The organism is Paenibacillus pasadenensis DSM 19293, assembly GCF_000422485.1.
In the GTDB taxonomy this organism is placed as follows: Bacteria; Bacillota; Bacilli; order Paenibacillales; family Paenibacillaceae; genus Paenibacillus_O; species Paenibacillus_O pasadenensis.
Map to the genome: position 1 here is coordinate 220,473 of NZ_AULW01000015.1, position 26,102 is coordinate 246,574.

At 61.9% G+C, this 26,102-nt stretch carries 31 protein-coding genes; all 31 read right to left on the bottom strand.

Features of this window, described 5'->3' with window-relative positions:
• Positions 1–18: 18 nt before the first annotated feature.
• The 31 genes from H582_RS0103490 to H582_RS25820 all read right to left on the bottom strand — a co-directional run bounded on the left by H582_RS0103490 (position 19) and on the right by H582_RS25820 (position 26,096).
• Positions 19–786 carry an isoprenyl transferase gene (locus tag H582_RS0103490; protein ID WP_028597402.1) on the bottom strand — a complete coding sequence of 256 codons (768 nt, stop codon included), beginning with the start codon at positions 784–786 and terminating at the stop codon, positions 19–21.
• A gap of 45 nt (positions 787–831) precedes the next feature.
• On the bottom strand, positions 832–1,386 hold the full coding sequence (gene frr / locus H582_RS0103495) for a ribosome recycling factor (protein ID WP_028597403.1): 555 nt from the start codon (positions 1,384–1,386) through the stop codon (positions 832–834).
• A 1-nt stretch (position 1,387) separates the two neighbouring features.
• The gene (gene pyrH / locus H582_RS0103500) at positions 1,388–2,116 is read right to left on the bottom strand and encodes a UMP kinase (RefSeq protein WP_028597404.1); all 729 of its coding nucleotides are present in this window, start codon (positions 2,114–2,116) and stop codon (positions 1,388–1,390) included.
• 188 nt (positions 2,117–2,304) lie between these two features.
• The gene (tsf, locus tag H582_RS0103505; protein WP_028597405.1) at positions 2,305–2,955 is read right to left on the bottom strand and encodes a translation elongation factor Ts; all 651 of its coding nucleotides are present in this window, start codon (positions 2,953–2,955) and stop codon (positions 2,305–2,307) included.
• Positions 2,956–3,110: 155 nt separating this feature from the next.
• Complete coding sequence (rpsB, locus tag H582_RS0103510) at positions 3,111–3,809, bottom strand: 30S ribosomal protein S2 (protein ID WP_028597406.1); 699 nt, start codon at positions 3,807–3,809, stop codon at positions 3,111–3,113.
• 206 nt (positions 3,810–4,015) lie between these two features.
• Positions 4,016–4,666, bottom strand: a complete 651-nt coding sequence (locus H582_RS29750) for a hypothetical protein (protein ID WP_052332922.1) — start codon at positions 4,664–4,666, stop codon at positions 4,016–4,018.
• Positions 4,653–5,261 (bottom strand): hypothetical protein, encoded by a 609-nt coding sequence (locus H582_RS29755; protein ID WP_028597407.1) that lies wholly within the window; start codon positions 5,259–5,261, stop codon positions 4,653–4,655. The genes H582_RS29750 and H582_RS29755 overlap by 14 nt, the downstream gene beginning before the upstream one ends.
• Positions 5,262–5,304: 43 nt before the next feature.
• Complete coding sequence (locus H582_RS0103525; RefSeq protein WP_028597408.1) at positions 5,305–5,625, bottom strand: hypothetical protein; 321 nt, start codon at positions 5,623–5,625, stop codon at positions 5,305–5,307.
• Positions 5,626–5,685: 60 nt separating this feature from the next.
• Positions 5,686–7,089 (bottom strand): DUF342 domain-containing protein, encoded by a 1,404-nt coding sequence (locus H582_RS0103530; protein WP_028597409.1) that lies wholly within the window; start codon positions 7,087–7,089, stop codon positions 5,686–5,688.
• 15 nt (positions 7,090–7,104) lie between these two features.
• The gene (locus tag H582_RS0103535) at positions 7,105–7,893 is read right to left on the bottom strand and encodes a FliA/WhiG family RNA polymerase sigma factor (RefSeq protein ID WP_028597410.1); all 789 of its coding nucleotides are present in this window, start codon (positions 7,891–7,893) and stop codon (positions 7,105–7,107) included.
• A gap of 93 nt (positions 7,894–7,986) precedes the next feature.
• On the bottom strand, positions 7,987–8,445 hold the full coding sequence (locus H582_RS0103540; protein ID WP_028597411.1) for a hypothetical protein: 459 nt from the start codon (positions 8,443–8,445) through the stop codon (positions 7,987–7,989).
• Between the two features lie 5 nt (positions 8,446–8,450).
• Positions 8,451–8,945: a chemotaxis protein CheD gene (locus tag H582_RS0103545; protein WP_028597412.1), complete on the bottom strand. Its 495-nt coding sequence runs from the start codon at positions 8,943–8,945 to the stop codon at positions 8,451–8,453.
• Positions 8,942–9,562 (bottom strand): chemotaxis protein CheC, encoded by a 621-nt coding sequence (locus H582_RS0103550; protein ID WP_028597413.1) that lies wholly within the window; start codon positions 9,560–9,562, stop codon positions 8,942–8,944. Before H582_RS0103550 ends, H582_RS0103545 begins: the two co-directional genes overlap by 4 nt.
• A gap of 5 nt (positions 9,563–9,567) precedes the next feature.
• A complete protein-coding gene (locus tag H582_RS0103555) occupies positions 9,568–10,029 on the bottom strand; it encodes a chemotaxis protein CheW (protein ID WP_028597414.1) in 462 nt (153 codons plus the stop codon).
• A 19-nt stretch (positions 10,030–10,048) separates the two neighbouring features.
• A complete protein-coding gene (locus H582_RS0103560; protein WP_028597415.1) occupies positions 10,049–12,091 on the bottom strand; it encodes a chemotaxis protein CheA in 2,043 nt (680 codons plus the stop codon).
• Between the two features lie 36 nt (positions 12,092–12,127).
• Positions 12,128–13,447, bottom strand: a complete 1,320-nt coding sequence (locus tag H582_RS0103565; RefSeq protein WP_028597416.1) for a protein-glutamate methylesterase/protein-glutamine glutaminase — start codon at positions 13,445–13,447, stop codon at positions 12,128–12,130.
• A gap of 25 nt (positions 13,448–13,472) precedes the next feature.
• Positions 13,473–14,354, bottom strand: a complete 882-nt coding sequence (locus tag H582_RS0103570; protein WP_028597417.1) for a MinD/ParA family protein — start codon at positions 14,352–14,354, stop codon at positions 13,473–13,475.
• On the bottom strand, positions 14,347–15,651 hold the full coding sequence (flhF, locus tag H582_RS0103575; RefSeq protein WP_028597418.1) for a flagellar biosynthesis GTPase FlhF: 1,305 nt from the start codon (positions 15,649–15,651) through the stop codon (positions 14,347–14,349). Before flhF ends, H582_RS0103570 begins: the two co-directional genes overlap by 8 nt.
• Positions 15,648–17,681 (bottom strand): flagellar biosynthesis protein FlhA, encoded by a 2,034-nt coding sequence (flhA, locus tag H582_RS0103580; RefSeq protein WP_028597419.1) that lies wholly within the window; start codon positions 17,679–17,681, stop codon positions 15,648–15,650. The genes flhF and flhA overlap by 4 nt, the downstream gene beginning before the upstream one ends.
• Before the next feature lie 25 nt (positions 17,682–17,706).
• The gene (flhB, locus tag H582_RS0103585; protein WP_028597420.1) at positions 17,707–18,807 is read right to left on the bottom strand and encodes a flagellar biosynthesis protein FlhB; all 1,101 of its coding nucleotides are present in this window, start codon (positions 18,805–18,807) and stop codon (positions 17,707–17,709) included.
• Positions 18,808–18,827: 20 nt separating this feature from the next.
• Positions 18,828–19,616, bottom strand: a complete 789-nt coding sequence (gene fliR, locus H582_RS0103590) for a flagellar biosynthetic protein FliR (protein WP_028597421.1) — start codon at positions 19,614–19,616, stop codon at positions 18,828–18,830.
• Between the two features lie 7 nt (positions 19,617–19,623).
• Positions 19,624–19,893, bottom strand: coding sequence for a flagellar biosynthesis protein FliQ (gene fliQ / locus H582_RS0103595; protein WP_028597422.1), 270 nt, complete (start codon positions 19,891–19,893; stop codon positions 19,624–19,626).
• A 22-nt stretch (positions 19,894–19,915) separates the two neighbouring features.
• The gene (fliP, locus tag H582_RS0103600; RefSeq protein WP_028597423.1) at positions 19,916–20,668 is read right to left on the bottom strand and encodes a flagellar type III secretion system pore protein FliP; all 753 of its coding nucleotides are present in this window, start codon (positions 20,666–20,668) and stop codon (positions 19,916–19,918) included.
• Complete coding sequence (locus tag H582_RS0103605; protein WP_052332923.1) at positions 20,665–21,297, bottom strand: flagellar biosynthetic protein FliO; 633 nt, start codon at positions 21,295–21,297, stop codon at positions 20,665–20,667. The genes fliP and H582_RS0103605 overlap by 4 nt, the downstream gene beginning before the upstream one ends.
• A 2-nt stretch (positions 21,298–21,299) precedes the next feature.
• Positions 21,300–21,662, bottom strand: a complete 363-nt coding sequence (locus H582_RS0103610; protein WP_028597425.1) for a response regulator — start codon at positions 21,660–21,662, stop codon at positions 21,300–21,302.
• 24 nt (positions 21,663–21,686) lie between these two features.
• Positions 21,687–22,913 carry a flagellar motor switch phosphatase FliY gene (gene fliY, locus H582_RS0103615; RefSeq protein WP_028597426.1) on the bottom strand — a complete coding sequence of 409 codons (1,227 nt, stop codon included), beginning with the start codon at positions 22,911–22,913 and terminating at the stop codon, positions 21,687–21,689.
• Positions 22,903–23,904 carry a flagellar motor switch protein FliM gene (gene fliM, locus H582_RS0103620; protein ID WP_028597427.1) on the bottom strand — a complete coding sequence of 334 codons (1,002 nt, stop codon included), beginning with the start codon at positions 23,902–23,904 and terminating at the stop codon, positions 22,903–22,905. Before fliM ends, fliY begins: the two co-directional genes overlap by 11 nt.
• A gap of 30 nt (positions 23,905–23,934) precedes the next feature.
• Complete coding sequence (locus H582_RS0103625; RefSeq protein WP_028597428.1) at positions 23,935–24,408, bottom strand: flagellar basal body-associated FliL family protein; 474 nt, start codon at positions 24,406–24,408, stop codon at positions 23,935–23,937.
• Between the two features lie 5 nt (positions 24,409–24,413).
• Positions 24,414–24,632 carry a flagellar FlbD family protein gene (locus H582_RS0103630; RefSeq protein ID WP_028597429.1) on the bottom strand — a complete coding sequence of 73 codons (219 nt, stop codon included), beginning with the start codon at positions 24,630–24,632 and terminating at the stop codon, positions 24,414–24,416.
• Positions 24,633–24,725: 93 nt separating this feature from the next.
• Complete coding sequence (locus H582_RS0103635) at positions 24,726–25,541, bottom strand: flagellar hook-basal body complex protein (protein ID WP_028597430.1); 816 nt, start codon at positions 25,539–25,541, stop codon at positions 24,726–24,728.
• A 75-nt stretch (positions 25,542–25,616) separates the two neighbouring features.
• Complete coding sequence (locus H582_RS25820) at positions 25,617–26,096, bottom strand: flagellar hook capping FlgD N-terminal domain-containing protein (protein WP_052332924.1); 480 nt, start codon at positions 26,094–26,096, stop codon at positions 25,617–25,619.
• Positions 26,097–26,102 lie beyond the last annotated feature (6 nt).

The window sequence follows — 26,102 nt, forward strand, 5'->3', positions numbered from 1 at the left end:
TCCTCGCTTGGAAGCGGGCTAGGACAATCCTCCGAACCGTCTGCCCCGCCGCTGATATTCGATGATGGCTTCCTGGAACTGCTCCTCCGTGAACGAAGGCCAGTAGACATCGGTAAAGTACAGCTCGCTGTAGGCCAGCTGCCAGAGCATAAAGTTGCTCAGCCTCAGCTCGCCGCTCGTGCGGATCAGCAGATCGGGATCCGGCAGGTCGCTGCTGAGCAGCCGGCTTTCGAACAGCGCCTCGTCGATCGACTCCGGATCAAGCTTGCCTTCGGCCGCTTCGCGGGCGATGGAGCGGACGGCGTCCGCCATCTCCGCCCTGCTGCCGTAGTTGAGCGCGAAGTTGAGCACGAGGCCGGTGTTCTCCTTCGTCTTTTCGATCGCTTCCTCGAGGGCTTCGATCGTAAAGGACGGAAGATGCTCCCGGTAGCCCATCATCCGCACCTGCACGTTGTTCTCGATCAGCTCTTCCAGCTCCAGAGCGAGAAACTCCTGCGGAAGACGCATCAGAAAATCGACTTCCGGCTTGGGGCGCTTCCAGTTCTCGGTGGAAAAAGCGTACAAGGTCAAATATTTCACGCCGGCTCTGTCGGCAGCCATCGTAACCTTCTTGACCGCCTTCATTCCGGTATGATGGCCGGCGATTCGCGGCAGGCCGCGATTCTGGGCCCATCGCCCGTTGCCGTCCATTATAATGGCGACATGCTGCGGCACATTTTCCCCGGACGGAAGCTCCGCTTCCTGCGGAGATGCCTTGCCCCGTTTTGACCACAGTCTGTCGATCATCTTCCTTCCTCCCCGCAGGCGTTGAATCCCGTTGTCCAGTCCCAATCAGACTTCCATGATTTCCTTCTCTTTGGCGGACAGCACCTTGTCGACCTCGGCGACGAACTTGTCGGTCGTCTTTTGGATGTCGTCCTGGTGGCGCTTGGACTCATCCTCGGAGATGTCCGTCTTCTCGAGCTTTTTAATGGACTCGTTGGCGTCGCGGCGGATGTTGCGGATCGCTACCTTCGCCTCTTCGCCGAATTTTTTCGTCATCTTGACGAGCTCCGAACGGCGCTCCTCGGTCAGCATCGGCACCTGGATGCGGATCGAGGCGCCATCGTTCGAAGGCGTCAGGCCGAGATCCGACTTCATGATGGCGCGCTCGATATCCGCGAGCGACGATTTGTCCCATGGCTGGATGAACAGCGTGCGGGAGTCCGGCGTATTGATGTTCGCCAGCTGGTTGAGCGGCGTCAGCGCGCCGTAATAGTCGACCGAGATGCGGTCGAGCAGAGCCGGAGTCGCGCGGCCGGCGCGAAGCGTCGCGAGATCGCGCTTAAGCGCTCCGATCGCTTTTTCCATGCGCTCGGCAGCATCGGATTTGATGGTTTGCGGCATGTCAGTTGGCACTTCCTTTCACGATGGTTCCGATCTTCTCTCCGAGCACGACCCGCTTAATATTGCCTGGGATCGTAATCGCGAATACGACGAGCGGAATGTTGTTGTCCATGCAGAGCGAGGTGGACGTGGAGTCCATGACGCCCAAATTGCGGTTGAGCACGTCCAGATAAGTCAGCGTTTCGAACTTCTCGGCCGTGGAGTCCTTGAACGGATCGGCGGAGTAGACGCCGTCCACCTTGTTCTTGGCCATGAGGATGACCTCGGCTTCGATCTCGGCTGCGCGAAGCGCGGCTGTCGTATCCGTCGAGAAGAAGGGATTGCCGGTTCCGGCTGCGAAAATGACGACCCGCCCCTTTTCCAGATGGCGGATCGCGCGGCGGCGGATATAAGGCTCGGCGATCTGCTGCATGGCGATGGAGGTCTGAACGCGCGTCGGAACGTCGATCGATTCCAGAGCGTCCTGAAGGGCGAGCGAGTTCATGACCGTTGCGAGCATGCCCATGTAGTCGGCCGTGGCCCGGTCGATGCCTTTCGCCGTGCCGGCGATGCCGCGCCAGATGTTGCCTCCGCCTACGACGATGGCCACTTCGACGCCCAGCTCCACGACCTCCTTGATTTGCTGCGCAATGGACGAGATGATTTCAGCCTCGATGCCGTAGCCAGCCTGGCCGGACAGCGATTCTCCGCTCACCTTCAGTACGATGCGTTTGTAGACGGGATTCTCCAACGTCAATACCCCCATGTTCAAGACAGATTTCGGTGCTTAAAAAGTTTCAACAATGCGGCGTCGAACGAAAGCTTCCTAAAAAAAACAGGCGGGGCGGAAGCCCCGCCCCGCCTGTCCTCGCGTTCGGTATCGGTTAGAAAGACGCCGGCCGACCGGATGGCCGGCAGCGTCTGGCAATGGAACGCGGCTTACAGCTTCGCTTGCGACATGACTTCTTCGACGAAGTTGTCGACTTTTTTCTCCAGGCCTTCGCCAAGCTCGAAGCGAGCGAAGCGACGGATGGAGATGTTCTCGCCGATCGTGCTGATCTTTTCGTTCAGCAGCGTCGAGATCGTCTTGTCCGGATCCTTGATGAACGGCTGCTCCAGCAGGCAGAACTCTTCATAGTACTTGCTCAGGCGGCCTTCGACCATCTTTTCGACGATATGGGCCGGCTTGCCTTCGTTGAGCGCTTGCGCCTTCAGGATCTCGCGCTCTTTTTCCAGCTCTTCCGCTGCCACTTCCTCGCGGCGGACATATTTCGGACCTACGGCTGCGATCTGCATCGCGATGTCCTTGCAGAACTCGCGGAACTGGTCCGTCTTGGCGACGAAGTCGGTCTCGCAGTTGATCTCCACGAGCACGCCGATGCGTCCGCCAGCGTGGATGTAGGATTCTACGACGCCTTCCGTCGCGACACGGCCGGCTTTGTTCGCCGCAGCGGCAAGGCCTTTCTCGCGAAGCAGCTCGGCTGCTTTCGTCAGATCGCCGTTCGCTTCTTCCAGCGCTTTTTTGCAATCGAGCATGCCTGCTCCCGTTTTTTCACGCAATTCCTTGACTGCACTCGCATTGACTGCCATCTGATTTTCCTCCCGATGCCTTCATTCAGGCCAAGTTGTCCGCTTCGAGCGGATTGTTTCCTCTATGCACCCTCAAAAAAAGGGCGGCGAGGAGGCTTTCACCTTCTGACCACCCTTATCGTTCACAGCTGTAGGAATTTCCTGGCGAATCCAGCTTAGGCGGTCGTTTGCTCGCCTTGGTTGGCTTCGACGATGGCGTCAGCCATCTTGCCCGTCAGCAGCTTCACGGCGCGGATCGCGTCGTCGTTGCCCGGGATGACATAATCGATCTCGTCCGGATCGCAGTTCGTATCGACGATGCCGACGATCGGGATGCCCAGCTTGCGAGCTTCGGCGACCGCGATGCGCTCTTTGCGCGGGTCGATGATGAAGAGGGCGCTAGGCAGCTTGCGCATGCCTTTGATGCCGCCGAGGAATTTCTCGAGGCGATCCTTCTCCTTGCGGAGGATGATGACTTCTTTTTTAGGCAGGACATCGAACGTGCCGTCCCCTTCCCATTTTTCCAGCTGGCGCAGACGATCGATGCGCTTTTGGATCGTGGAGAAGTTGGTCAGCGTACCGCCGAGCCAGCGTTGGTTGATGTAGAAGTTGCCGCAGCGCTCCGCTTCTTCCTTCACGGAGTCTTGAGCTTGCTTTTTCGTGCCGACGAAGAGGATGGAGCCGCCGTCTTCCGCGATGGAGCGGACGAAGTTGTACGCCTCTTCTACTTTTTTGACCGTCTTTTGCAGGTCGATGATGTAAATGCCGTTACGTTCGGTGAAGATATAGCGATCCATTTTAGGGTTCCAGCGGCGAGTTTGGTGACCGAAGTGAACACCAGCCTCGAGCAGCTGTTTCATGGAAATCACTGCCATCTTCAACACCTCCTAGTTGGTTTTTATTTGTGTCCTCCGCCGATGTCATCTTCCGGCAAGACTTCCGCTCGCGGAAGCACCCTTGACAGAATTAACCGGCGTGTGTTTTTAACACCGTCAATTACTATAGCATACCGGGCTTGTCAGCGCAACTGTCCCCTCAAGCGAAAAAAACGAGACGCCATCCGCTTGGAACGGGCGGCCCCTCATCGGTTTTGCTTGTCCAGCCACGCCTTGCCCTCTGCCGGGTCCATCGGCTGGCTGGCTAGAATCTTCTTCAGCTTCTCGAGGCCGGGCTTGCCCTCGATCTTGAAATAGCCGGCTCGGACAAGCGGGACCGGCCGCTGCTTCTCCATGTAATCGAGAAAGCCTTTCTCGCTCGCGATGAGATTGCGTTCCTTCAATAAAGAGGCGGTCTCCGTCAGGCTGCTCCCCGGCTCGATCCGGATGACGACGACCGGGAGGCTCTCCGCCGGCTTGCCGGACGGCTTGGCGGATTCCGATTTCGTTCCGCCTTTGGGAGCCGCCGCTGGAGACGGACGCGCCGACGGCGAAGCGGCCGGAGAGCCCGAAGGCTGCGGACTGGCAGCAGGCTCGATGGAAGGCGCAGGCTGCGCTCTAGGACTCGGGTCGCCGCCCGCCTCCGCCTCCTCGGCTTCGGCCATCTCCGCTCTCGTCCGCTCGACGGCCGCCTGGACGAGCAGCTCCGCTTCTTCCGCCGTATAGACCGCCGCCTCGTCCGGCGGATCCGGCAGCGCGGCTCCGCCCTGGCCGGCCAGCAGCAGCTGCAGCAGCAGGGCGCCGGCCATGATGCCGACGCCGAGGCCGGTCCAGAACATGCGGTTAGGAGGCTTCATGGCGAGCCCCCTCCTGCTTGGCCAGCTGCTGGATGAGCAGCACCTCGCCTTTGTTCATGCCGAGCCGCTTGGCGATCTGCTCCACGGAGAGGCCTTGCTCATGCAGGTCGAAAAGCATCTTGAACCGCTGCCTGATGCCCGACTTGGACGCTGGCGCCTGCGCCGAGGCGGCGGACTCGGCAAGCCCTTCCTGCGGCGCTTCGGCCGGCTGCGAGGCAGCGGCAGCCGGAGCGGCGGGACGTTGCCCGGCGGGTCCGCCGGCAGCGGAAGCCGCCGCCACCGACGCGGCCTGCAGCTCCATCTCGCGCTGCAGCCGCGTGCAGCGCTCCTCGAGCTCGGCGATCCGTTCCTCGCGCCGCCTCGCCTCTTCCTTCTCTTGTTCTTTTGACGACAGCACAAGGCCGGTCAGATCCCGCTGGCTCTGCTCCATGTTTTCCATGAACTGTTCCAGCGCGAGCTCCATTTGCTGAAGTCCGGCGTCCGAAGAGCCTTCGCTCTTCGTCTTGTTCGCGCCGCGTCCCCGCGCCAGCAGATTGGACCAGACGAGCACCACCGCTCCGACGAGGACAATATAGTGCCAGGGCTGCATGTTCATCGTCCGTCCTCCTTCTCCTGTAATCTCTGCGATCCCAAGCGGCTTACAAGCGGATGTCGATCCGGCGGCCTTTATACGGATGCGCCGTCCGCTCTTCCGGGAGCTCTCCGCTTTCCGCCTTGCCTCGCCTGTCGCCGGCTTTCGCGCCGCCGCTCCCGCTTTCTTCTTGCCGGTAGCCGATCTTGGCGTCGGCCCGGCTTTCCAGCTCGGTGCTGCGGCTTCGATCCTGCTCCGTTTTTTTGGCCGCCTGCTCCGCCTGCTGCCGCGCCTCTGCGGCCAATCGGCTTTGCAGCTGGCTTTGCTGCATTCCGGTTTCCTGGGTCTTCGGCACGGACACCTGCAGATCGACCGGTCGATAAGGCATCGCATCCTCCTCCTTGCAGCTGCCTTCCGCATGCCGCAAAAGGCTTGCTCGGCAGCGCCGCTAGACGATCTGGCCCATGTGGATCTCGCCTTCGATGAAGCGGAACTGCACGCGGGACGTCGGCTCCTTGATGAACCGGGTATAGCGTCCGATGACGATTTTCGTTCCCCCGAATACGGTGCCCCGCACCTCGACCTTGGCCGTGCTCGAATCCTCGAGCGAGCGCTCGATGTCCAGGATCCGGTCCCGGGCCTCCTCGATCTCCTGCACCGCCTGCTTTTTCGTCGCCGCCAGCTTGATCCGAAGGGCCAGCTTGTCGGAAGCGATCGTGCCAGCCGCCGCCATCTGATCGAGAATGGCCAGCGCCTTTTCCGTCTTGTCGAGCGCTTCGCTTTTCGACCTTACGGCGATGCGCAGCTCCTTCAGCTCCTCGCGCAGCTCGGGCTTGACGCCGACCTCGATCGACGTGGCCGTCGACATCGTATTGCCCGCGGTGCGCACCTGCACCGTCTCGCCGGCCTGCACGACGCCGCCGACGAGCAGCCCCTTGGCGCCGCCGCAGACGACGTTCCGGCCGGCGCGCACCTGCGAATGCATGATGCTCTGGCTGACGAGCACATCCTCGCCGGCGAATACCGTGCCGTCCTGGATGAACGAGCAGCGGACCGAGTGTCCCGCCTTCACCGAGCCTTTGCCGCCGCCCATGATGCCGCCGGTGATCTCGATCGATCCGTCCGTCTCCAGCTCGGCCCCCTCGACGCCGCCGACGACGCGGATGTCTCCGGCCGCCCTCACGCGGAAGCCTGTCAGCACATTGCCGCGCACGACGACGGTCCCGACGAAATCGATATGGCCGGTATGATAGTCCACGTCTCCGTTGACCTCATAAACGGGGAACACATTGATCGAGTCGCCGCCGGTAATCGTAAACAAGCCGTCTATCGCCGCATAGACCAGCGTCCGATCGGCATTGCAGACGACGTTTTTGCCCGCTTTCAGGCGCGCTTCCTTGCCTTTGCGGCCCGGGACCGCGATTCCGGTCACCGTTTTTCCCGGTTCGCCTTCCGTCGCGGGCAGCTTGCGGGCGATAAGCTGGCCTTTCTGGACGTTCAGAATCTTTGACGTTTCCTTGAAGTCGACCTTGCCGTCCTCCGACTCCTCCGGCCGCTGGTCGGCATTCATCTCGACGACGTAAGCGATCCTCCCGTCCTTGCCCGTTTTTGGCGGGAGGCCATGGGCGATCGGAGTCTGCTGCAAGGAATAGGAGGCCGGATCGTTCGAGATCGCATGGAGCAGATCGTACTGAATTCCATATGTAATGCCGCTAGCCCTCAGGAATTGCTCGAGCTCGGCGGCCGTGCAGGCAAAATCGTCGTCGCAGCGGATGAACTGCAGCAGCGCCGTCATCTGATCGGGAGCCACGTTTACGCTTAGCCGCTGCTGCAAGCCTAGCTGTTCCTTCATCGTTCCGACCTCCTTCTAGGAGTTCTGCATCAATTGTTCCTTTTGCTTGGACAACGCGCCTCTCAGCCGAAGGATCGCCTTGGAGTGCAGCTGCGAGATTCGGGAGGGCGAGAGCGACATGACCTCGGCGATCTCGCTCAGCGACAATTCTTCGTAATAGAAGAGGGAGACGACGATCCGCTCCTTCTCCGTCAGCTTCTCGATGCCTTTCACCAGCGATTCCTTCAAGTAGAACTCATGGACCTTATGGTCCGGATTTTTGGCCTTTTCGTCGACGAGCAGCGACATGCGAGTCTCGCTCTCTTCCTCTCGGATCGGATCCTCGAGCGAGCAGACGGTCGTGACGGCGATTTCCTGCAGCATGACCGTGAATTCCTTTTCCGACACCTGCAAATAAGAGCTGATCTCGAAGTCGCTCACCGAACGCAGGTATTGCTGCTCCAAGTGCTGGTAGGCTTCCTCGATCCGCTTCGCTTTCTCGCGCACCGATCTCGGCACCCAGTCTCCCTGCCGCAGGCCGTCGATGATCGCTCCGCGAATTCTCCAGGATGCGTAGGTCTCGAACTGCAGGCCGCGCTTGTAATCGAATTTATCGATCGCGTCGATGAGACCCATGACTCCGTTGCTCGCCAAATCATCCTTCGATACGTTTTTGGGAAGGCCGATCGCCATCCGGTTCGTGACATAGTCCACAAGCGGCAAATATTGCTCGATCAGCGCCTTTTTCGCGTCCAGATCCTGCTCCTCTTTCCACTTTTCCCACATTGGCATGTTGGATAAATGAGGCGCCTTGGGCTCAGTCATCGTCCTCAAGCCTCCTTAAGCTTTCGCCATCCAGTTCCTCGTCGGTCCGACCGGACCTTGCCTGGCTTCGTCGGCCCGGGTTGCAGCCGAGCTTCATTTGTCTTCCGAATTCCACTGCCGCACCGCCTGCAGCAGCTCCTGCTCGCTCGGCTCCTCCCGCGTCGCGCGCAGCTGGGGAGGGGACAGCGGCTGGAAGGCCGCCGCGTCCCGGGCTGGGGCGGGCGCTCCGCGATCCTCGCGGGCCCGCTCTCCCTCAGGCGCCCTCCACCCCTCGCGCAGCAGCTCTTCCAAATCCTCGCTGCCCGCAGCCTCGAGGTCCAACGCCGACCCGGCCGCTGGCGTCCCCGCTTCCGCGGCCGCAGCGGACGCCGGGTCCGGCAGCGTGAACGTGAGCAGGAACCGCAGCGCGTAAGCGAGCAGCCAGAATGCCGCCGCCGCGGCGAGAGCGCGCGTCCCGCCAACTTCCCAAGGATTGCGGCCGGCATTGAGCAGAAGCGTCAGCAGCGCGCCTCCTGCGGCGATCCAGCCGTTGATGCGCCATGAACCTACCATCTTCGCTACAGCTCCTTTGTGCCATTCTGGGCGGAACGGATCGTAAGGATGCCCGTTTCCGAATCCAGCTCGATGGTGCGTCCGTAATTTCCGCCGGTATCCTCGGCCACGACCGGAATGCCGATGCGCGAGAGCAGCAGCGCGCAGCTTTCCACGTTTCTCGGGCCGATGCGCAGCGAGTCGCTCTGCGCGAGAGAGGCGAACATCTGGGCTCCGCCCGCCATCTTTGCGTTCATCCGCTCCACTCTCGCCCCCGCCTTTTCCAGCTCCTCGATCAGCAGAGGAACAGCCGTGTCGGCATACTTGGCGCGATTGAACGGAAACTCGCGGGCGATGGAGGAGTCCGGCAGCATGACATGGGCCATGCCACCGATCTTCCGTACGGCATCGTACAGCGTCAGTCCGACGCAGGAGCCGAGACCGGTCGTCCGGATGCATTCCCCGCGCACAGCGACGCCCAGATCGGCCATGGCGACCTTGACGATCGGCTGCTGGATCATGGCACGTCCACTCCGAGCGAACGGAACAGCGTCGGGAACGAATCGGGGTCCGGAATCAGGAAAAACTGGCCCTCGATCTCCTCCCCGTCGCCCTGGAAGCGCGTCTCGACCAGCAGCGCCGCATCGCCCATCTCTCCGTATTGCATGAGCCCGTAAGCGAGCACGGCGCCAGCCATGTCGAGGGCCACGGCTGGCACGCTCGGCGATAAGGCGAGGCGCGTCAGATCGGCGAGAGAGGACAAGTAGGAGCCGGCCAGGATGTTGCCGATCTCGCTCAAGGCGGACAGCTCCATTTCCGAGTACTCCAGATCCTCCTCGACTTCCATCGCCGCCAGCCTTCGCAGCAAGCGCTTGGCGGCGACCGGGTTCATGATGTAGAACAGATTGCCCGGAGCATCGCCGTCCACCCTCAGGAACACGGCCACGACAAGCTGTTCGGCTCCGCCCGCGCGTTCGGCGACTTCCTCGAACGGCACGAGGCTCACCTTGGGCACCGCCATGTCGACCGGACGATTCAGCAGCGTGGACAGCGCGGTCGCCGCATGGCCGGAGCCGATATTGCCGACTTCCTTCAGCACGTCGAGCTCGAATTCGGCAAGCTTGCCGTATGACCTCACGCCGATCAAGCCTCCATCTGTTCCAGCTGCACAAGCTCCGATTTATTGAGCACCTCGGACAGGTTGAGCATGACGAGCAGCCGTCCGCCGTCGGTCTTGGCGACTCCGCGCAAATACTTGGCCTGGATGCCGCCGACGACTTCCGGCGGCAGCTCGATCTGGTCGCTGCTGATATCCGTCACATCGTTCGCTCGGTCGACGATGAAGCCGACCTCCATCTCGCCGGAGCTCACGACGATGATCCGGGTCGCTTCCGTCTGCTCCGTCTCCGCCAGTCCGAATCGGCCGCGCAGGTCGATGACCGGCACGACGACGCCGCGCAGATTGACGACGCCCTTGACGAACGCCGGCGTTTTCGGCACGCGCGTAATCGGCATGAGCCGCTCGACCGTCTTCACCTTGTCGACCTCGATGCCGTACTCCTCTTCTCCGAGCGAAAACACGATCACCTTGATGTCTTCAGCCATAATTCCCATCCTCCTTCGCTTATTTGAAAAGCGCGTTCGGGTCGATGATCAGGGCAACCTGGCCGTCTCCCAATATCGTCGCGCCGGATACCGCAGGCGTCTGTCCAAGGTAAGCTCCCATCGACTTGAGCACAATGTCGCTCTGCCCGATGAAGTCGTCGACGATGACGGCGGCCCACTTGTCGCCCTTGCGGATGACGATGTACTCGCTCTCCTCCTCGTCATCCTCGCGATAGTCGGGAGCGCCCAGCACGCGGCTGAGGGAAACGACCGGAATGACTGCATTGCGGTAGGAGAGCATCCGATTGCCGTGAACGGTCAGGATCGCTTCCCGCTTCACGATGCCGGTCTCGACGATCGACGTGAGCGGCACGGCGTACTTCTCGGAGCCGAGCTTGACGAGCATCGCCGTAATGATCGACAGCGTGAGCGGCAGCTGGATGCTGAATTTGGAGCCGACGCCCGCCTTGCTCTCGACGGAGACGTTGCCTCCGAGCGAAAGGATCTTCGAGCGGACGACGTCGAGCCCGACGCCGCGGCCTGAAATGTCCGAAATCTGGTCGGCCGTGCTGAAGCCCGGCGCGAAGATGAGGTTGTTCATCTCGTCGACGGTCAGCCTGGCGGCCTCCTCGGGCGAGAGCACTCCGTTCTCCACCGCTTTGGCCTTCACCTTGTCCGAGTTGATGCCGCGGCCGTCCTCCTCCACCTCGATGAACACATGGTTGCCGCTATGATAGGCGCGCAGCCAGATCGTGCCCGTCTCCGGCTTGCCGGCCTGCAGGCGGCCTTCCGTCGTCTCGAGGCCGTGATCGAGAGAGTTGCGGAGCAGATGCACGAGCGGGTCGCCGATCTCGTCGATGACGGTGCGGTCGAGCTCGGTGTCCGCTCCGGTCACGATCAGCTCGACCTTCTTGTCGAGCGAGCGGGCGAGGTCGCGGATCATCCGCGGGAAGCGGTTGAACACGGTATCCACCGGCACCATCCTCAGCTTGAGGACGATGTTCTGCAGGTCTCCGCTGATGCGGGACAGATGCTCGACCGTCTCCGTCAGCTCTCCCCGTCCGATCTCCGACGACAGCTGCTCGAGCCGCGAGCGGTCGATGAGCAGCTCGCTGAACAGGTTCATCAGCGCGTCCAGCCGCTCGATGTCGACGCGAATCGTGCGGGAAGCGGCGGGAGCTCCGCCAGCCGGCTTGCGAGCTTCCCCGGCTGCGGACGGCTCGGCCGGCTTGGCGGCAGGCGCGCTCGGCGCCGCTGCGCCGGCAGCCGGCTTGGCGGCAGGCTCCGGGCGCGCCAAGCGCTCGAGCGTGCCGGCATCCAGCTCCTCGGCGCGAGCGGCCGCGACCTCGGAGATGCCGCCGACGGCTTCCTCCAGTCCCTTGGCGTCATGCTCCGTGACGAAGATGACGGTGAACGAACGGTCGAACTGCTCCTGCTCGAGCTCGGTGACGGAAGGAATCGACTTGACGACTTCTCCTTTTTCCTCCAGCAGGTTGAACACCATGTAGGCTCTCGCCGCCTTGAGCACGCAGCTCTCTTCGAGCGAGACGTCGATGCGCAGAGCCTTGAGGCCGCTGTCCATCGACTGCTTCAGCACGGACAGCTGGAATTCGTCGATCGCCGCCGAAGGACCGGCCGGCGCTGCGACCGCGGCCGCCGCCGTCTCGGTCCGGGTCAAGTAGCTGCCGTCGACGATCGACTTCAGCGCGCCGACGATGCTTCCGACGTCCGCCTTGCCCTGGCCTCCGGCCGTAATGTCGGCGACCATGCTCTCCAGCGCGTCCAGTCCCTTGAACAGCACGTCGAAGATGAACGCGTCCATCGCCAGCTTTCCATTGCGGACCAGATCGAGCACGTTTTCCATCTCGTGGGTGAGCGAGGCGAGATCCTCGAATCCCATCGTGGCGGACATCCCCTTGAGCGTATGCGCCGATCGGAAAATGACCTGGACGATGCTCAGATCGTTCGGATCGCCTTCGAGCTTCAGCAAATTCTCGTTGAGGGCTTGCAGATGATCCTGGGATTCATCGATAAACATGGAAAGATAAGCGTTCATATCCATAATCGAGTCCACACCTCCTGTAAGTTGACCGTTCGGTTAGCCGAGGCAGCGGACGGAAAGCTCCTTGGCGATCGACGAGAGCGGAAGCACCGTGACGCAGCTTCCATTCTCGACGCAGCTGCGAGGCATGCCGTAGACGACGCAGCTTTCCTCGGATTCGGCGATCGTGCTGGCGGCCCCGCTTTCCTTCAGCTCCAGCATGCCCTTGGCCCCGTCGCTCCCCATGCCGGTCAGGATGACGCCGTGCCGCTTGAGGCCGCCATGCGGCACGAGCGAGCGGTACAGCACGTCGACCGAGGGGCGATGCCCGCTTACCGGCTCGTCCTGCGACAGCCGGATGAAATACCCTCGCTCATCCCGGTCGAGACGCATATGATTGCCTCCGGGAGCCAGATACACATGGCCCGTCATGACCGGCTGGCCGTCCACGGCTTCATGTACGGTCAGCGGCCCGGCTCCGTCGAGCCGCTTTGCGAGCGAGGCGGTGAAGCGCGGCGGCATATGCTGCACGATCAGCACCGGAGCCGGCAAGTCCTCCGGCAATCCGGCGATCAGCTCCTGCAGCGCGCGCGGTCCGCCTGTCGACGTGCCCACGGCGATCAGATGCTCGAAATTGCGGCTGCCTGCCGCCGCTCCGGCCGTGGCGGCGGGACGGAGCGGCTTGGAAGCGGCGGGGCGTCCAGCCTTCGGCTCGGCCCCCGCTTCCGGCCGCGGCCGAGCCGAAGGTAATCCGGCCGGCTTTTCAGGCTTGGCGGTCGGCAGCTTCGGCGCCGCCGAAGGCGATCCAGCCGTTCGGCCTGCCGGCTTGGCCGCAGCGGCCGGCAGCTCCGTTCCGCCTTTGCCGGCACCGGCCGCCGGAACCGAAGAGCGGCGATCCGGCTGGCGAGGCTTCGCCGTCTTCGCCCGCTCTGCGGCCAGCGCCGCCTCTTCGTGCTGACGCCTGATCCGCTCGCGGATGAGGACGGCCGTGTGGAGCTTTTCCCTCAGCAGCCGGCCGATCGTTGAGATCTCGCCCGGCGGAGAGCTTGCCGCCGGCTTGCGGATGAAGTCAAACGCGCCTTGCTGCAGCGCGGCGATCGTCAGCGAGGTGTGCTCCTCGCTGATTCCGGAGAACATGATGACCGGCAGCGGATTCGAGGCCATGATCGCCTCCAGCGCGTCGATTCCGTTCATCTCCGGCATTTCCAAGTCCAGCGTCATGGCATCCGGGTCGAGGCGGGAAGCCGCCTCGATCGCTTCGACGCCGTTGCGGGCCATGCCCGCCACCTCGAACGCCGGATCCTCCTCGATCAGATCCTTGATGACGGCTCTCATGAAGGCCGAATCGTCTACGACGAGCACTCGATATGGGGACATCCGCCGATCTCTCCTTGTCATGAAGTCAAAGGTTGCGTTTGCGATTGAACCATTGATGAAAGAAGCCTTTGACTGTGCGGGAGGCATCTCCGCGAGGAAGATCCAGGTAGCCTCTGGCCGCCGCCAGCACGTCGCGCGACGCCTTGCAGTCCGGGTACGCGAGCGTGAACGGCGTCTGCCGCCGGACCGCCTTGCCGACATGCGGATCATCCGCGACGCTGCCTAAGAATGGAAGGCGGATGTCCAGGAAGCGCTGCGCCGCGAGATCCATCTTTTCGGCGGTCTGGCGTCCTTCCCGTTCGTCCGCCGCCCGGTTCACGAGCAGCCGGAAGCTTGCGTCCGGCCGGCTGTGCGACACCATCTTGACGAGCGCATAGGCGTCGGTGATCGAGGTCGGCTCCGGCGTCGTGACGACGATGCTCTCGTGGGAGGCGCCGATGAAGCGCTCCGCTTCCTTGCTGAGTCCCGCCCCGGTATCGAACAGGATGAAGTCGTACTCTCCCTGCAGCCGCTCGATCTCCCGATCCGCCTGCTGCAGCTGCTCCTCGCTGAGATGGAGCAGCTCGCGGAATCCGGAGCCGCCGGCGATGAAGTGGATCCCTCCCGGACCGAGCTGGATGATGTCCCGAATCGGCCGCTCGCCCCGGAAGAGATGATAGAGCGAATACGGAGCCGACACCCCCATCAGCACGTCGAGATTGGCCATGCCGATGTCGGCGTCGAACACGAGCACCTTTTGGCCGAGCTTCTGCAGCGACAGCGCGAAGTTCAGGCTGAAGTTCGACTTGCCGACGCCTCCCTTCCCGCTTGCTACCGTCAAGATGCGCGTCGACCTCGGCGGCTCTGCCGCCGAGGAGGCGTGCTGCCGTCGGATCAGATCGCGAAGCGCCTGCGCCTGATCAGACATCCGCCCCGTCTCCGATCAGCAAGGCGGCGTAGCGGCGGCTGCTGAAGCGCTCGAGATCGTCCGGCACCGTCTGGCCCGAGGCGATGTAGAGCGGCTGGAGCCGATGCGACAGCGACAGGTTCAGCAAAGCTCCGTACACTCGCGTCTCGTCAAGCTTCGTGAAGATCGCTTTCGTTACGCCGTGCTCGATGAACGGAAGCGCCACCGATTCCATATCCGCTGTCCTTGCCGTAAGGCTGAGCACGAGGCAAGTCTCGCTCGCCGATCCCGTCCGCAGCATGCTGCTCACCTCGTTGATCTGCAGCTCGCTGCGGTAATTGCGTCCCGCCGTGTCCATCAGCACGATATCCTTGTCCGCCAGCTGCTGGAACGCCCGCGCCGCCTCGGCCGGCGAAAAGACGACCTCGAGCGGAACGCCGAGGATGTCGGCGTACGTGCGCAGCTGGTCGACCGCCGCGATCCGGTACGTGTCGGCCGTGATCAGGCCGACCGACCGCTGGCGCTGCAGCGTCTCGCATGCGGCCAGCTTGGCGATCGTCGTCGTTTTGCCGACGCCGGTCGGTCCGACGAAATGGATCGTCCTCGCCTGGTCGAGGATGTCTCCCCCGACTTCGAACGGCGACAGCCATCGCTCGATTACAGCTCGAGCCGCTTCCCGCAGCGCCTCGGGCTGCAGGGACAACGACTCGAAGTCCGGCTCCGTCCGCAGCTCCTCGAGAAGCCTGTCGCGCCATTCGGCAGCGACCTCCTGCCGCTCCAGCCGCTCCATGAGCTGGCGCAGCGGCTCGCTGCGGCCGTCCGCTTCCTGCTGGAGGCCGAGCTGGCGGATCCACGTCTTGAGGCCGCGAACCTCCTGCAGCAGCTCGTCCTGCAATGCGTCCGCCGACGGACGACCGTCCGTCGGCATCCGATCCCGCCGAGGCGGAGGCGATGGCGCCTCCGGCAGAGGTTCCGGCGGCGGCTCCGGACGACGCCAGCTCTCCGCAGGAGGCTCCGCCGGACGTCCAAGCGTTGTCGCGGGCTCTGCCTGGGCTTCTTCCGCCATCCCCAGCCCGCTCGGCGAAGCCGCAAGGGCTGCAGCCGGCCTCGCCGCCGGCTGGCGCGCCGGAGCAGGCTTCGGAACGGGCTTCGTCTCCGCTGCCGCGATGACTTCCATGCGGCGCTTGCCGAACAGGCCGAGCACGCCTCCGGTCTTGATTTCCTTGGTGCTGAGAATGACCGCATCGCTGCCGAGATCGCCGCGGATGAGCGGCAGCGCCTCCGGCACGGATGCGACGACATATCGCTTTACCTTCACAAGCTCACCGTCCCTACGCTCTGGACTTCAACCGACGGCTCAAGCTCGCTGTAGGACAGCACCGGCACGTCGCCCATCACCCGCTCGATCAATTGCCGCAAATACATGCGGATCGTAGGCGACGCCAGCACGACCGGCTGATGGCCGGACTGGATCTGGCGGGAAACCTGCTCGCTGATGCGGCTGCAGATCTGCTGGGAAGCGACCGGATCCATCGCCAGATAGCTGCCCTGCTCCGTCTGCTGCACCGATTCGGCGATGCGCTTCTCGAGCGCCGGGCTGACCGTGATGACCTTCATCGAACCGCCGCCCGCGCTGAACTGCTGCGTGATCTGGCGCGAAAGCGCCTGTCTCGCGTATTCGGTCAGGATGTCGGGGTCCTTGGTGTACAGGCCGTGATCGGCCAGCGTCTCGAAGATCGTCACCAGATCGCGGATCGAGATCTTTTCCTTCAGCAGCTTGGCCAGCACCTTCTGGACGTCTCCGACCGTCATGATCGACGGGATGAGCTCGTCGACGAGCGCCGGATACGCCTCGCGCACATTGTCGACGAGCGCCTTGGCCTCCTGCCTGCCGAGCAGCTCATGCGCATGCCGCTTGATGATCTCGGTCAGATGCGTGGCGACGACCGACGGCGGATCGACAACCGTATAGCCGGACATCTCCGCCCGCTCCTTCGTCGCTTCGTCGATCCACAGCGCTGGAAGTCCGAACGCCGGCTCCGTCGTCTCGATGCCGATGATCGACTCGTCCTCGAAGCCCGGGCTCATCGCCAGATAGTGGTTCAGCAGCAGATCGCCGCGAGCGACCTGATTGCCCTTGAGCTTGATGACGTATTCGTTCGGGCGCAGCTGGATGTTGTCGCGGATCCGGATGACCGGCACGACGAGCCCGAGCTCAAGCGCGCATTGCCTGCGGATCATGATGATCCGGTCCAGCAGGTCGCCGCCTTGCTGCGTGTCGGCGAGCGGGATGAGCCCGTAGCCGAACTCGAATTCGATCGGATCGACCTGCAGCAGGCTGACGACGCTTTCCGGACTCCGCACCTCCTCGATCTGCTGTTCCTCGACGAGCTGCTCCTGCTCCTGCAGCTGCTTGCTCTGCGCCCCCTGCATCTTCCAGCCGAGGAAGGCGATCAGGATGGCGATCGGGAACGTGCGGACGACGCCGATCGGCGTAAACAGTCCGAGCAGCGCGATCGTGCCGGCGACGACGTACAGCAGATGCGGATAGCGCATCATCTGCAAGCTGAGATCGTGGGCCAGGTTGCCCTCGGATGCCGCTCTCGTCACGATCAGGCCTGCGGCCGTGGAGATGAGCAGCGCCGGGATCTGGCTGACGAGACCGTCGCCGATCGTCAGGATCGAATAGGTCTGCAGCGCTTCGCCGAAGCCCATGCCCTTGACGGTCATGCCGATGATGAAGCCGCCGAGCAGATTGATGATGAGGATGATGATCGAGGCAATCGCATCGCCCTTGACGAACTTGCTCGCGCCGTCCATCGATCCGTAGAAGTCCGCTTCCCGCTCGATCTTGGAGCGCCGCGCGCGCGCTTGCTGCTCGTTGATCAGACCGGCGTTCAGATCGGCGTCGATGCTCATCTGCTTGCCGGGCATCGCGTCGAGAGTGAACCTTGCGGCGACCTCGGCGACGCGTTCGGAGCCTTTCGTGATGACGATGAACTGGACGACGACGAGGATGAGGAAGACGACGAAGCCGATGGCGACCTGACCGCCGGCGACCCAGTTCCCGAAGGTCATGACCACTTCGCCCGCATGGGCATGCACGAGAATGTTGCGCGTGGTCGATACGTTCAGGGCAAGCCTGAACAGCGTCGTAATCAGCAGCAGCGCCGGAAAGATCGAGAAGTCCAGCGCCTCTTTCGTGTTCATCGCTATTAAGAGAATGATGAGCGCGACCGATATGTTGATTACGAGCAGGACGTCCATCAGGAAAGTAGGCACAGGGATGACCATCATCATGACGATGCCGATAACCCCCACCAAAACTGCCAGGTCCCTCAGTTTCATGACGAATGCCTCCGGTTCACTCAAGTTAAGATGATTTGCTGCGGCCCTTCAGCTTGTATACATAGGCCAGAACTTCGGCGACCGCTTGGAACAGGTCCGCGGGGATCGTATCCCCGATCTCGGCCCGGTCGTACAGCGCTCTCGCCAGCGGCCGGTTCTCCATGGTCATGACCCCGTTCTCCTTGGCGATTTCCTTGATCCTCAGAGCGACGTAATCCATTCCCTTCGCGAGAATGACCGGAGCCTCCATCTTCCCGCCCTCGTACTTGATCGCGATCGCGAAGTGCGTCGGGTTGGTGATGACGACATCGGCTTTCGGCACTTCCTGCATCATCCGCTGCAGCGCCATCCGGCGCTGGCGTTCCTTGATCTTGCCTTTGATGAGCGGATTGCCTTCCGTCTTGACATATTCGTCCTTGATGTCCTGCTTGGACATCCGCAAGCTCTTCTCATGCTCGTAGCGCTGATAAAAATAATCGAGCACGCCGATGACGATGAGCAGCGCGCCGAACTGCAGGCCCAGCTTGAGCACGAGCCCCGCGGTGAAACGGAAGATCTGCTCCACCGGCACATGCGCGAGCAGCAGGATCCGGTCCCATTCTCCCCAGATCGCCGAGAAGACGAGGAAGCCGACGACCGTAAGCTTGAGGATGCTCTTGAGAAACTCGACCAGCGATCGGGCTGAGAAGATGTTCTTGAGCCCTTTGATCGGATCGAGCTTCTTGAAGTCCGGCTTGAGCGGCTCGCCCGTGAACAGGAATCCGATCTGCGCGTAGTTGACGATCAGGCCGGCGATGAACACGAGCAGCAGGATCGGCGCGATCAGGATAAGGATCTGGACCATGACGTCATAGAACAGCGACATCGTGTTGCCGTCGGACAGCGTCATCTGCAGCCAGTCGTTGAACAGGCTGCCGAACAGCCGGTAGATCCTTTCTTTATAGAAGCCGCCCAGCATATAGAAGCTTCCGAAAACGAACAGGATGATGAAGGCTCCGCCAAGCTCCTGCGTCTTGGCTACCTGCCCTTTGTTCCGAGCCTCCTGCTTTTTCTTCGGCGTGGCGTCTTCCGTCTTCTCCCCGTTGAACAGCTGGAGATCGACCCGGAAGCGCAGCCTGCGGTCCATAAGCTCCCTCCTTCCGGCGATCATGGCGTTCCGCCCTGGATGTCTCCGAACAGCTCGCCGAGAAAATCGAAGACGATGGAGAAGATGTGGCCGAACAGCACGCCGAGCGAAGGCATGAGCAGCACGAGCAGCAGCACGCCGAGCAGGATCTTGAGCGGCGCTCCGATGACGAACACATTGTACTGAGGAGCCGTCTTCGCCAGAAATCCGAGCCCGACGTCGGTCAGGAACATCGCGACGATGATCGGAGCGGCGATCTGCAGCGCCAGCAGGAACGATTGGGAGAATCCTTTGATCAGAAACTCGCTGATCGTCCCGTCCGCGATGAACGCGTACAGATGCAGGTCGAGCGGCATCCAGCGATAGCTGTTCATCAGCGCCTGCAGCAAATGCAGATGGCCGTTCATCGTCAGGAACAGCAGCAGCAGCACCATGTACTTGAAGTTGCCGGTAATCGGAGCCGAGATGCCCGTCAGCGGATCGACGACGTTCGCCATCGCGAATCCGACCTGCAGGTCGATGAACGCTCCCGCTGTCTGGACGAGCGTGAAGAATAGGTAGACGATGAAGCCGAGCAGAAGTCCGACGAGAATTTCCTGCAGGACGGTCAGCACGTAGACGGCATTCGGCACCGCTTGCTGTCCCGTGCCGTACGTCAGGTAGACCAGGTAGGAGACAAAGCCGCCGAGCCCGATCTTGATTCTCGCCGGCACGGTGCGGGAGGCGAAGACGGGTGCGACGACAAAAAAAGAAGTGATTCGACAAAAAATCAACAGAAAGACGGGAAACCCCTGGATGAATGCGTCCATCTCTCGCCTACCCGATGTAATGGTGCAAGTTGTTCAGCAGATTGTACGTGAAGTCGACCAGCGTGCTGAGAATCCAAGGTCCGAACAGCAGCAGCGCTGCGAACACCGCCACGATCTTCGGCACGAAGGCCAGCGTCTGCTCCTGGATCTGCGTCGTCGCCTGGAAGATGCTGATGACGAGGCCGACGACGAGGCCGAGGATGAGCATCGGCGCGCTGGCTTTCAAGACGACGAGCACGGCTTGTCCGGCCAAGCCGATGATAAAGTCCGAATTCATGCCTGATCCCCTCCCGCTGGACTCATGAAGTCCCGAAACTGAGCAGCAGCGACTTCACGATCAGATACCAGCCGTCGACGAGCACGAACAAGAGGATCTTGAACGGAAGCGAGATCATGACGGGAGGCAGCATCATCATGCCCATCGCCATCAGCGTGCTGGAGACGACCATATCGATGATCAGAAACGGGATGAAGATCATGAAGCCCATCTGGAACGCCGTCTTCAGCTCGCTGATGGCGTAGGCCGGCACAAGCACCGTGATCGGGATGTCCTCGTACGTTTCCGGCTTCTCCGCTTGGGAGTAGTCCAGGAACAGCAGCAGATCCTTTTCTCTCGTATGCTGGAACATGAACTTCTTCATCGGGACCGACGCCTCTTGCAGCGCTTCGGTCTGCGTCAGCTCGCCTTTCAGGTAGGGCTGCAGCGCCGTTTCGTTCACCTGCGACAGCGTCGGCGACATGATGAACAGCGTCAGGAACAACGCCAGTCCGATCAGCACCTGGTTGGGCGGCATCTGCTGCGTTCCGAGCGAGGTACGCACGAACCCGAGCACGATGACGATGCGCGTGAAGCTCGTCATCAGAATCAGGAACGACGGGGCCAGCGTCAGGACCGTGATCATCAGCAGCAGCGAGATCGCGCTCGATCCTCCCGATTCCCCTCCGCCGATGCTGATATCGATGCCCGGCAAAGGCTCCGCATAAGCGGCCGCCGCCGCAGAGGCCGATAGGGCAAGCATGGCGGGCAGCGCCAGCATCCATTTCCTTTTCATTCTTCTCTCAACCGTTCCCTGTCCGTGGTTTCCTGCAGCAGCCGCTCCATTTGCTCCTGCTTCTTGGACTGCTGCTCCAGCTTTTGTTGAAGCATCCGTTCAAACCGTTTTGCCTCGTCGGCCCGATCCGGCATTTGCCCGTCCTTCCGGACGGCCTTGCGCTCCTGCACGGCCTTCAGCCAATCCCCGATCGGACTTTTTCCCATTCCTTGCTCGACGAGCTTCCCTTTCAGCTCCGCCACCTGCTCCGGATCGGCAATGACATCCAGAACCGCTACGTCGTCCCCGACGCCGAGCACGTAGATCTTGCCCCCGGCCTCGACCAGCTGCATCGACTTGTTCGGGGCGAGCGTCAGACCGCCGAGCGACTGCAGCGTGCGAGCGCCGTTCCAGAGCTGATTGCGTCTGGACAGGAAACGGATGAGCAGCATGATCAGGCCGATGACGAGCGCCAGCGCGACGATCATCCAGATCAAACTGCCCGTCATGCTTCCGGCCGTGAACTGAGGCGCGCCGTCGAGCTCGGCGGCGGGAGAAGGGAATAGCAGGCTTCCCGGGTCGGGCGAAGCGCTTGCCGCCCCGGCTGCAGCAGGAGCGGTTTGCAGGAAAGCGATGATTCCGACGCTCACGATCAGCCCAGCGTTTTCTTGATCGCCTCGATGACCCGATCGGCTTGGAAAGGCTTCACGATGAAGTCTTTGGCGCCGGCCTGGATCGCATCGATGACCATCGCCTGCTGTCCCATCGCCGAGCACATGATGACCTTGACGTTGGCATCCATCTTTTTGATTTCCTTAAGCGCGGCAATGCCGTCCATCTCGGGCATCGTGATGTCCATCGTGATGAGATCCGGCTTGAGCTCCTTGTACTTTTCGATCGCCTGCGAGCCGTCCTGCGCCTCTCCTACGACCTCGTAGCCGTTTTTGGTCAGGATATCGCGAATCATCATTCGCATGAAGGCTGCATCATCCACGATAAGAATACGGTTTGCCATTGTCATTTCCTCCCAGGATGTAAGTTACTGTATTTTCGCGATGCGGTCCCACTGGCTGACGATATCCGTCACGCGGACGCCGAAATTCTCGTCGATGACAACGACTTCGCCTTTTGCGATCAGCTTGTTGTTGACCAGGATGTCGACCGGCTCGCCGGCGAGCTTGTCCAGCTCGATGATCGAGCCTTGGGACAGCTCAAGGATGTCCTTGATCTGCTTTTGGGTGCGTCCGAGCTCGACCGTCACCTTGAGCGGGATGTCGAGCAGCAGGCCGAGGTTCGTCTCGTCCGGATTGGCGAAGCCTCCAGGCTGGAAGCCGCCGAACTGGACCGGCTGCACGCTCACGTTCCGTCCGGCTGGCGTGCCGAGCGTCTGCGGTGCTGCCGCTGCGGCCGGCATCATCGGATCGGGGTACGGAGCCGAGTACGCCTGCTGCGGGACCGCCGCCTGTGGCGGCGCGGCTGGCGCAGCCTGCTGCTGCGGCTCCGCGGCCGGCGAAGGCGCTGGCGTCGGGGCCGGCGCAGGAGCCGGCGCTGCGGCTGGCGCCGCTTCCTGAGAGCTGGATCCGCCCATCAGCGAGTCGACCATCTGCTTGGCGAAATTGACCGGCAGCAGCTGCATGATCGTCGAGTCGATGAGATCGCCGATCATGAGGCGGAAGCTGATCTTGATGAACACGTCGTCCGGAGGCAGCTGCTGCATTCCCCCGCCCTGCTCCACGTCCAGGATGTCGATGCCTGGCGGCGAGATGTTCACCATGCGGTTGAAGATCGTCGACATCGAGGTCGCGGACGAGCCCATCATCTGGTTCATCGCTTCCTGCACGGCGCTGATGTGGATGTCGTTCAGCTCCTGCTGCCCGACGATGCCTTCGCCTCCGAGCATCAGATCGGCGATGACGCCGGCGTCCTTCGTCTTGATGACGAGGGAGTTGATGCCCTCGAAGCCTTCCACATAGCTGACCGACACGGCGACATGCGGCTTAGGAAACGCGTCGCCGAGCTCCGAGCGGCGGATCAGCGCGACTTGCGGAGTCGTAATGTCGACCTTGCGGCCGAGCAGCGTAGACAGCGCCGTAGCGGCGCTTCCGAAGGTGATGTTGCCGATCTCGCCGAGCGCGTCCTGCTCGATGCCGCTCAGGTAATCCTCGATCCGGTCGCTGCCGCTGGACGGCGCCGCTTCGGCTTCGCCGGAGCTCTGCCGGAGCAGCGCGTCGATTTCTTCCTGGGACAGGTAATCCTTACTCGTCATAATCTTCTTCCGCTCCTTCACGTACGATCTCCTCGACCTGGACCGCGAGCCGGTCGCGGACCGACCCCGGGCTGCCGATGAACTTCAGCTTCTCTCCAACTTTGATATGCAGCCCTTCGCCGGCCGTTTTGTTGAGGGAGATCACGTCTCCGACAGCCAGGCTCATGAACTCGCTGACCGTGATCGAGGACTCGCCCAGCTCCGCGATGATCGGAAGCTTTGCTTTATGTACCCTCTGCTCCAGCATTTCGACTTCTTCCGGAGCTCTGGATTTCTTCTGCGAGACGAACCAGTGGTGCACGGACAGTCTCGGCATGATCGGCTCGATGACGACATGCGGGATGCACAGGTTGATCATGCCGGTCGTATCGCCGATTTTCGTGCTGAGCGAGATGAGAGCGATCGTCTCGTTGGGCGAGACGATCTGCATGAACTGCGGATTCGTCTCGAGCGAGTCCAGGCGAGGCGAAATATCGATGACCGTTTTCCACGCCTCCTGGAGGCTTTCGAACGCGCGGCTGAAAATTTTCTCCATGATCATCGTCTCGATTTCGGTGAGCGCTCCGATTTTGGACGGAGCGGTCCCGGCCCCGCCCAGCAGCCGGTCCACCATCGCGAACGCGACGTTCGGATGGACCTCGAGCACCATCCGGCCCTCGAGAGGCTCCGCTTCGAATATGTTCAGGATCGTCATTTTCGGGATCGACCGGATGAACTCGTCGTACGGCAGCTGCTCGACCTGCACGACGTTGATCTGCACGAACGTGCGTAGCTGCGCGGAGAAGTACGTCGTCAGGAAACGCGCGAAGTTTTCATGGATTCGCGTCAGGCTGCGGATGTGGTCCTTGGAAAACCGCACCGCGCGCTTGAAGTCGTACGAGCGGATCTTGCGCTGGCTCTCTTCCTTCTTGAGCTCTTCCGCATCCATCTCGCCGGATGAAAGAGCCGCCAGCAGCGCGTCAATTTCATTTTGGGACAGAACATCTACCACTCTCTCACCTCCTTGCCTGATGCTCCGGCCTCAAATATCCGTGAGAAGATAGTCGGTTATCGAAACCTTGACCAGCTTACCCTCCGGCAAAATCTTGTTTACTTCGTTGAGCAGCTTCGCTTCGAGCGCATCTTGTCCGGCGGAGCCTTGCAGGTCGGCTGCCGCCGTGTCCGCGAGGATGCGGTTGATGATCGGCTTGACCGCGATGTCCTTGATCTGGTCGAGCTCCTCTTTCGCCGCTTTTTTGTCCAGCTGGAAAGCGAAGCTGATGATGACGAGCTTGTCCTCGTCCTTCAGGTTCCGCTTGATGTCCTTCAGTTCGAGCGTGACGCCGAGCCGCTCTTCCGCGGACATCGGCTTCGCCGCCGCTGCGACGGCAGGCTTGCCCTCGCCTTCAGCCGTCTTCGGGTCGCCGAGGACCGAATTCCAGAGGAACACGGCCACGACGGCGATCAAAGATATGGCCAGCAAGGTCGTGATCAACCAGGGAAGCATTTTTTTCATCGCGGTTATTCCTCCGTCACTGCGCCCTTCACGGAAGCGGCCAGCAAGCCGATGGACCGTTGATACTCGACGATCCGGCCTGTCAGCACTTCGGCCGATTCCTGAATGACCATTTTTTTGCCGGTGGTCAGCGTAAGGAGCGTATCCGGCGTTTCTTCGATCAGCTCGATCAGCAGCGCGTTGATCATGAGGCGGCTGCCGTTCAGCCTCGTTACTTGGACCATGGGACTCCCTTCTCGACGAGCGGCCCCGCGGCATCGACTGCGGCGCCGGCGGAGAGGCCGGCGCCGCGGGAGCAAGGCCCGGAGCGTCATCGGTTAGCGCTTGAGATTGACCAGCTCCTGCAGAATCTCATCGGAAGTCGTAATGATGCGGGAGTTCGACTGGAAGCCGCGCTGAGCGACGATCATTTCCGTAAACTCGCTCGTCAGGTCCACGTTGGACATCTCCAGCTGCCCGGCCACGATCGTGCCGGTGCCGGTCTCGGCGTCGCCGGGCACGCCGATCGCCAGCTCCTCGACGTTGGAGTTCACGCTGGAGCGGTACAGGTTGGCGCCCATCTTCTCGAGTCCGTTCGGGTTCTGCACCTGCACGACGCCGATCGTCGCGATCTCGTCGCCGGTCGTGCCGTCGGCGTTGATGCCGACGATCGTGCCGTTCTTGCCGATCGAATACGCGTTCACTCCCGCCAGGGAGATCGGCTCGCCGTCGGAGCTGAGCACGAGCCCGCCGTCCGCCGTCACGAGCTGTCCCGCCGCGTCGACGGAGAAGTTGCCCGCGCGCGTCAGATAGAAGCCGTCTTCCATGCCGGCCGGACGAACGGCGAAAAATCCGTCGCCGTCGATGCGCAGGTCGGTCGGAACGTTCGTCGTCATCGCGCTGCCCGCCGTATGGAGCGTGTCGACCGAAGCGACCGTGACGCCGAGACCGATCTGCTGCGCGTTCTTGCCCCCGCGCACGCCGTCTTCCGCTTGGCTGGCCCCGGATACGGTCTGGCTGAGGATGTCCTGGAACATGACGCGCCCGGCTTTGAACCCGACCGTATTGACGTTGGCGATATTGTTGCCGATGACATCAAGCTTCGTCTGGAAGCCGCGCATGCCGGATACGCCGGAGTACATGGATCTAAGCATTTGAATAACCTCCTGAATAGGTGATGTTCTGGACCTCGTTGCATTCGTTCCGCATGTTCCCTTTGGACTGTCCGATCAAGCGTCGGCCGTATCGGCCTCCGGAGCCGTTCCGGATTCGTCCGGCTCGGCCGCCCCGCCGTCGACCTGCTTGACGGCGTCCAGCGGAATGCTCTGGCCGGCGGAGATGACATATTGCATGCCGTCCTTCAAGATGATCGACTCCACGATGCCGCTCTCCGTCGTCAGCCTGCCGGCCGCGTCATAGACATCCCATTGGACCGTTCGTCCGATGAGATCCGACGTCAGGCCGAGGTTCTGTCCCTGCAGGTTGAGCTGGCCGGAGATGTTGGACAGCTGCTCGACCGACGAGAACTGGGCGAGCTGGGCGATGTAGGTCGTATTGTCCGCCGGCTTGAGCGGATCCTGATATTTCAGCTGCGCGACGAGCAGCTGCAGGAAGGCGTCCTTGCCCATCGTCGAGTTGTCCATGCTCGTCGCCGAGGCGGAAGCATTCTTTTGGCTGATATAGGGATAGATCGCGTTTACTTGAGCCATGCCGTC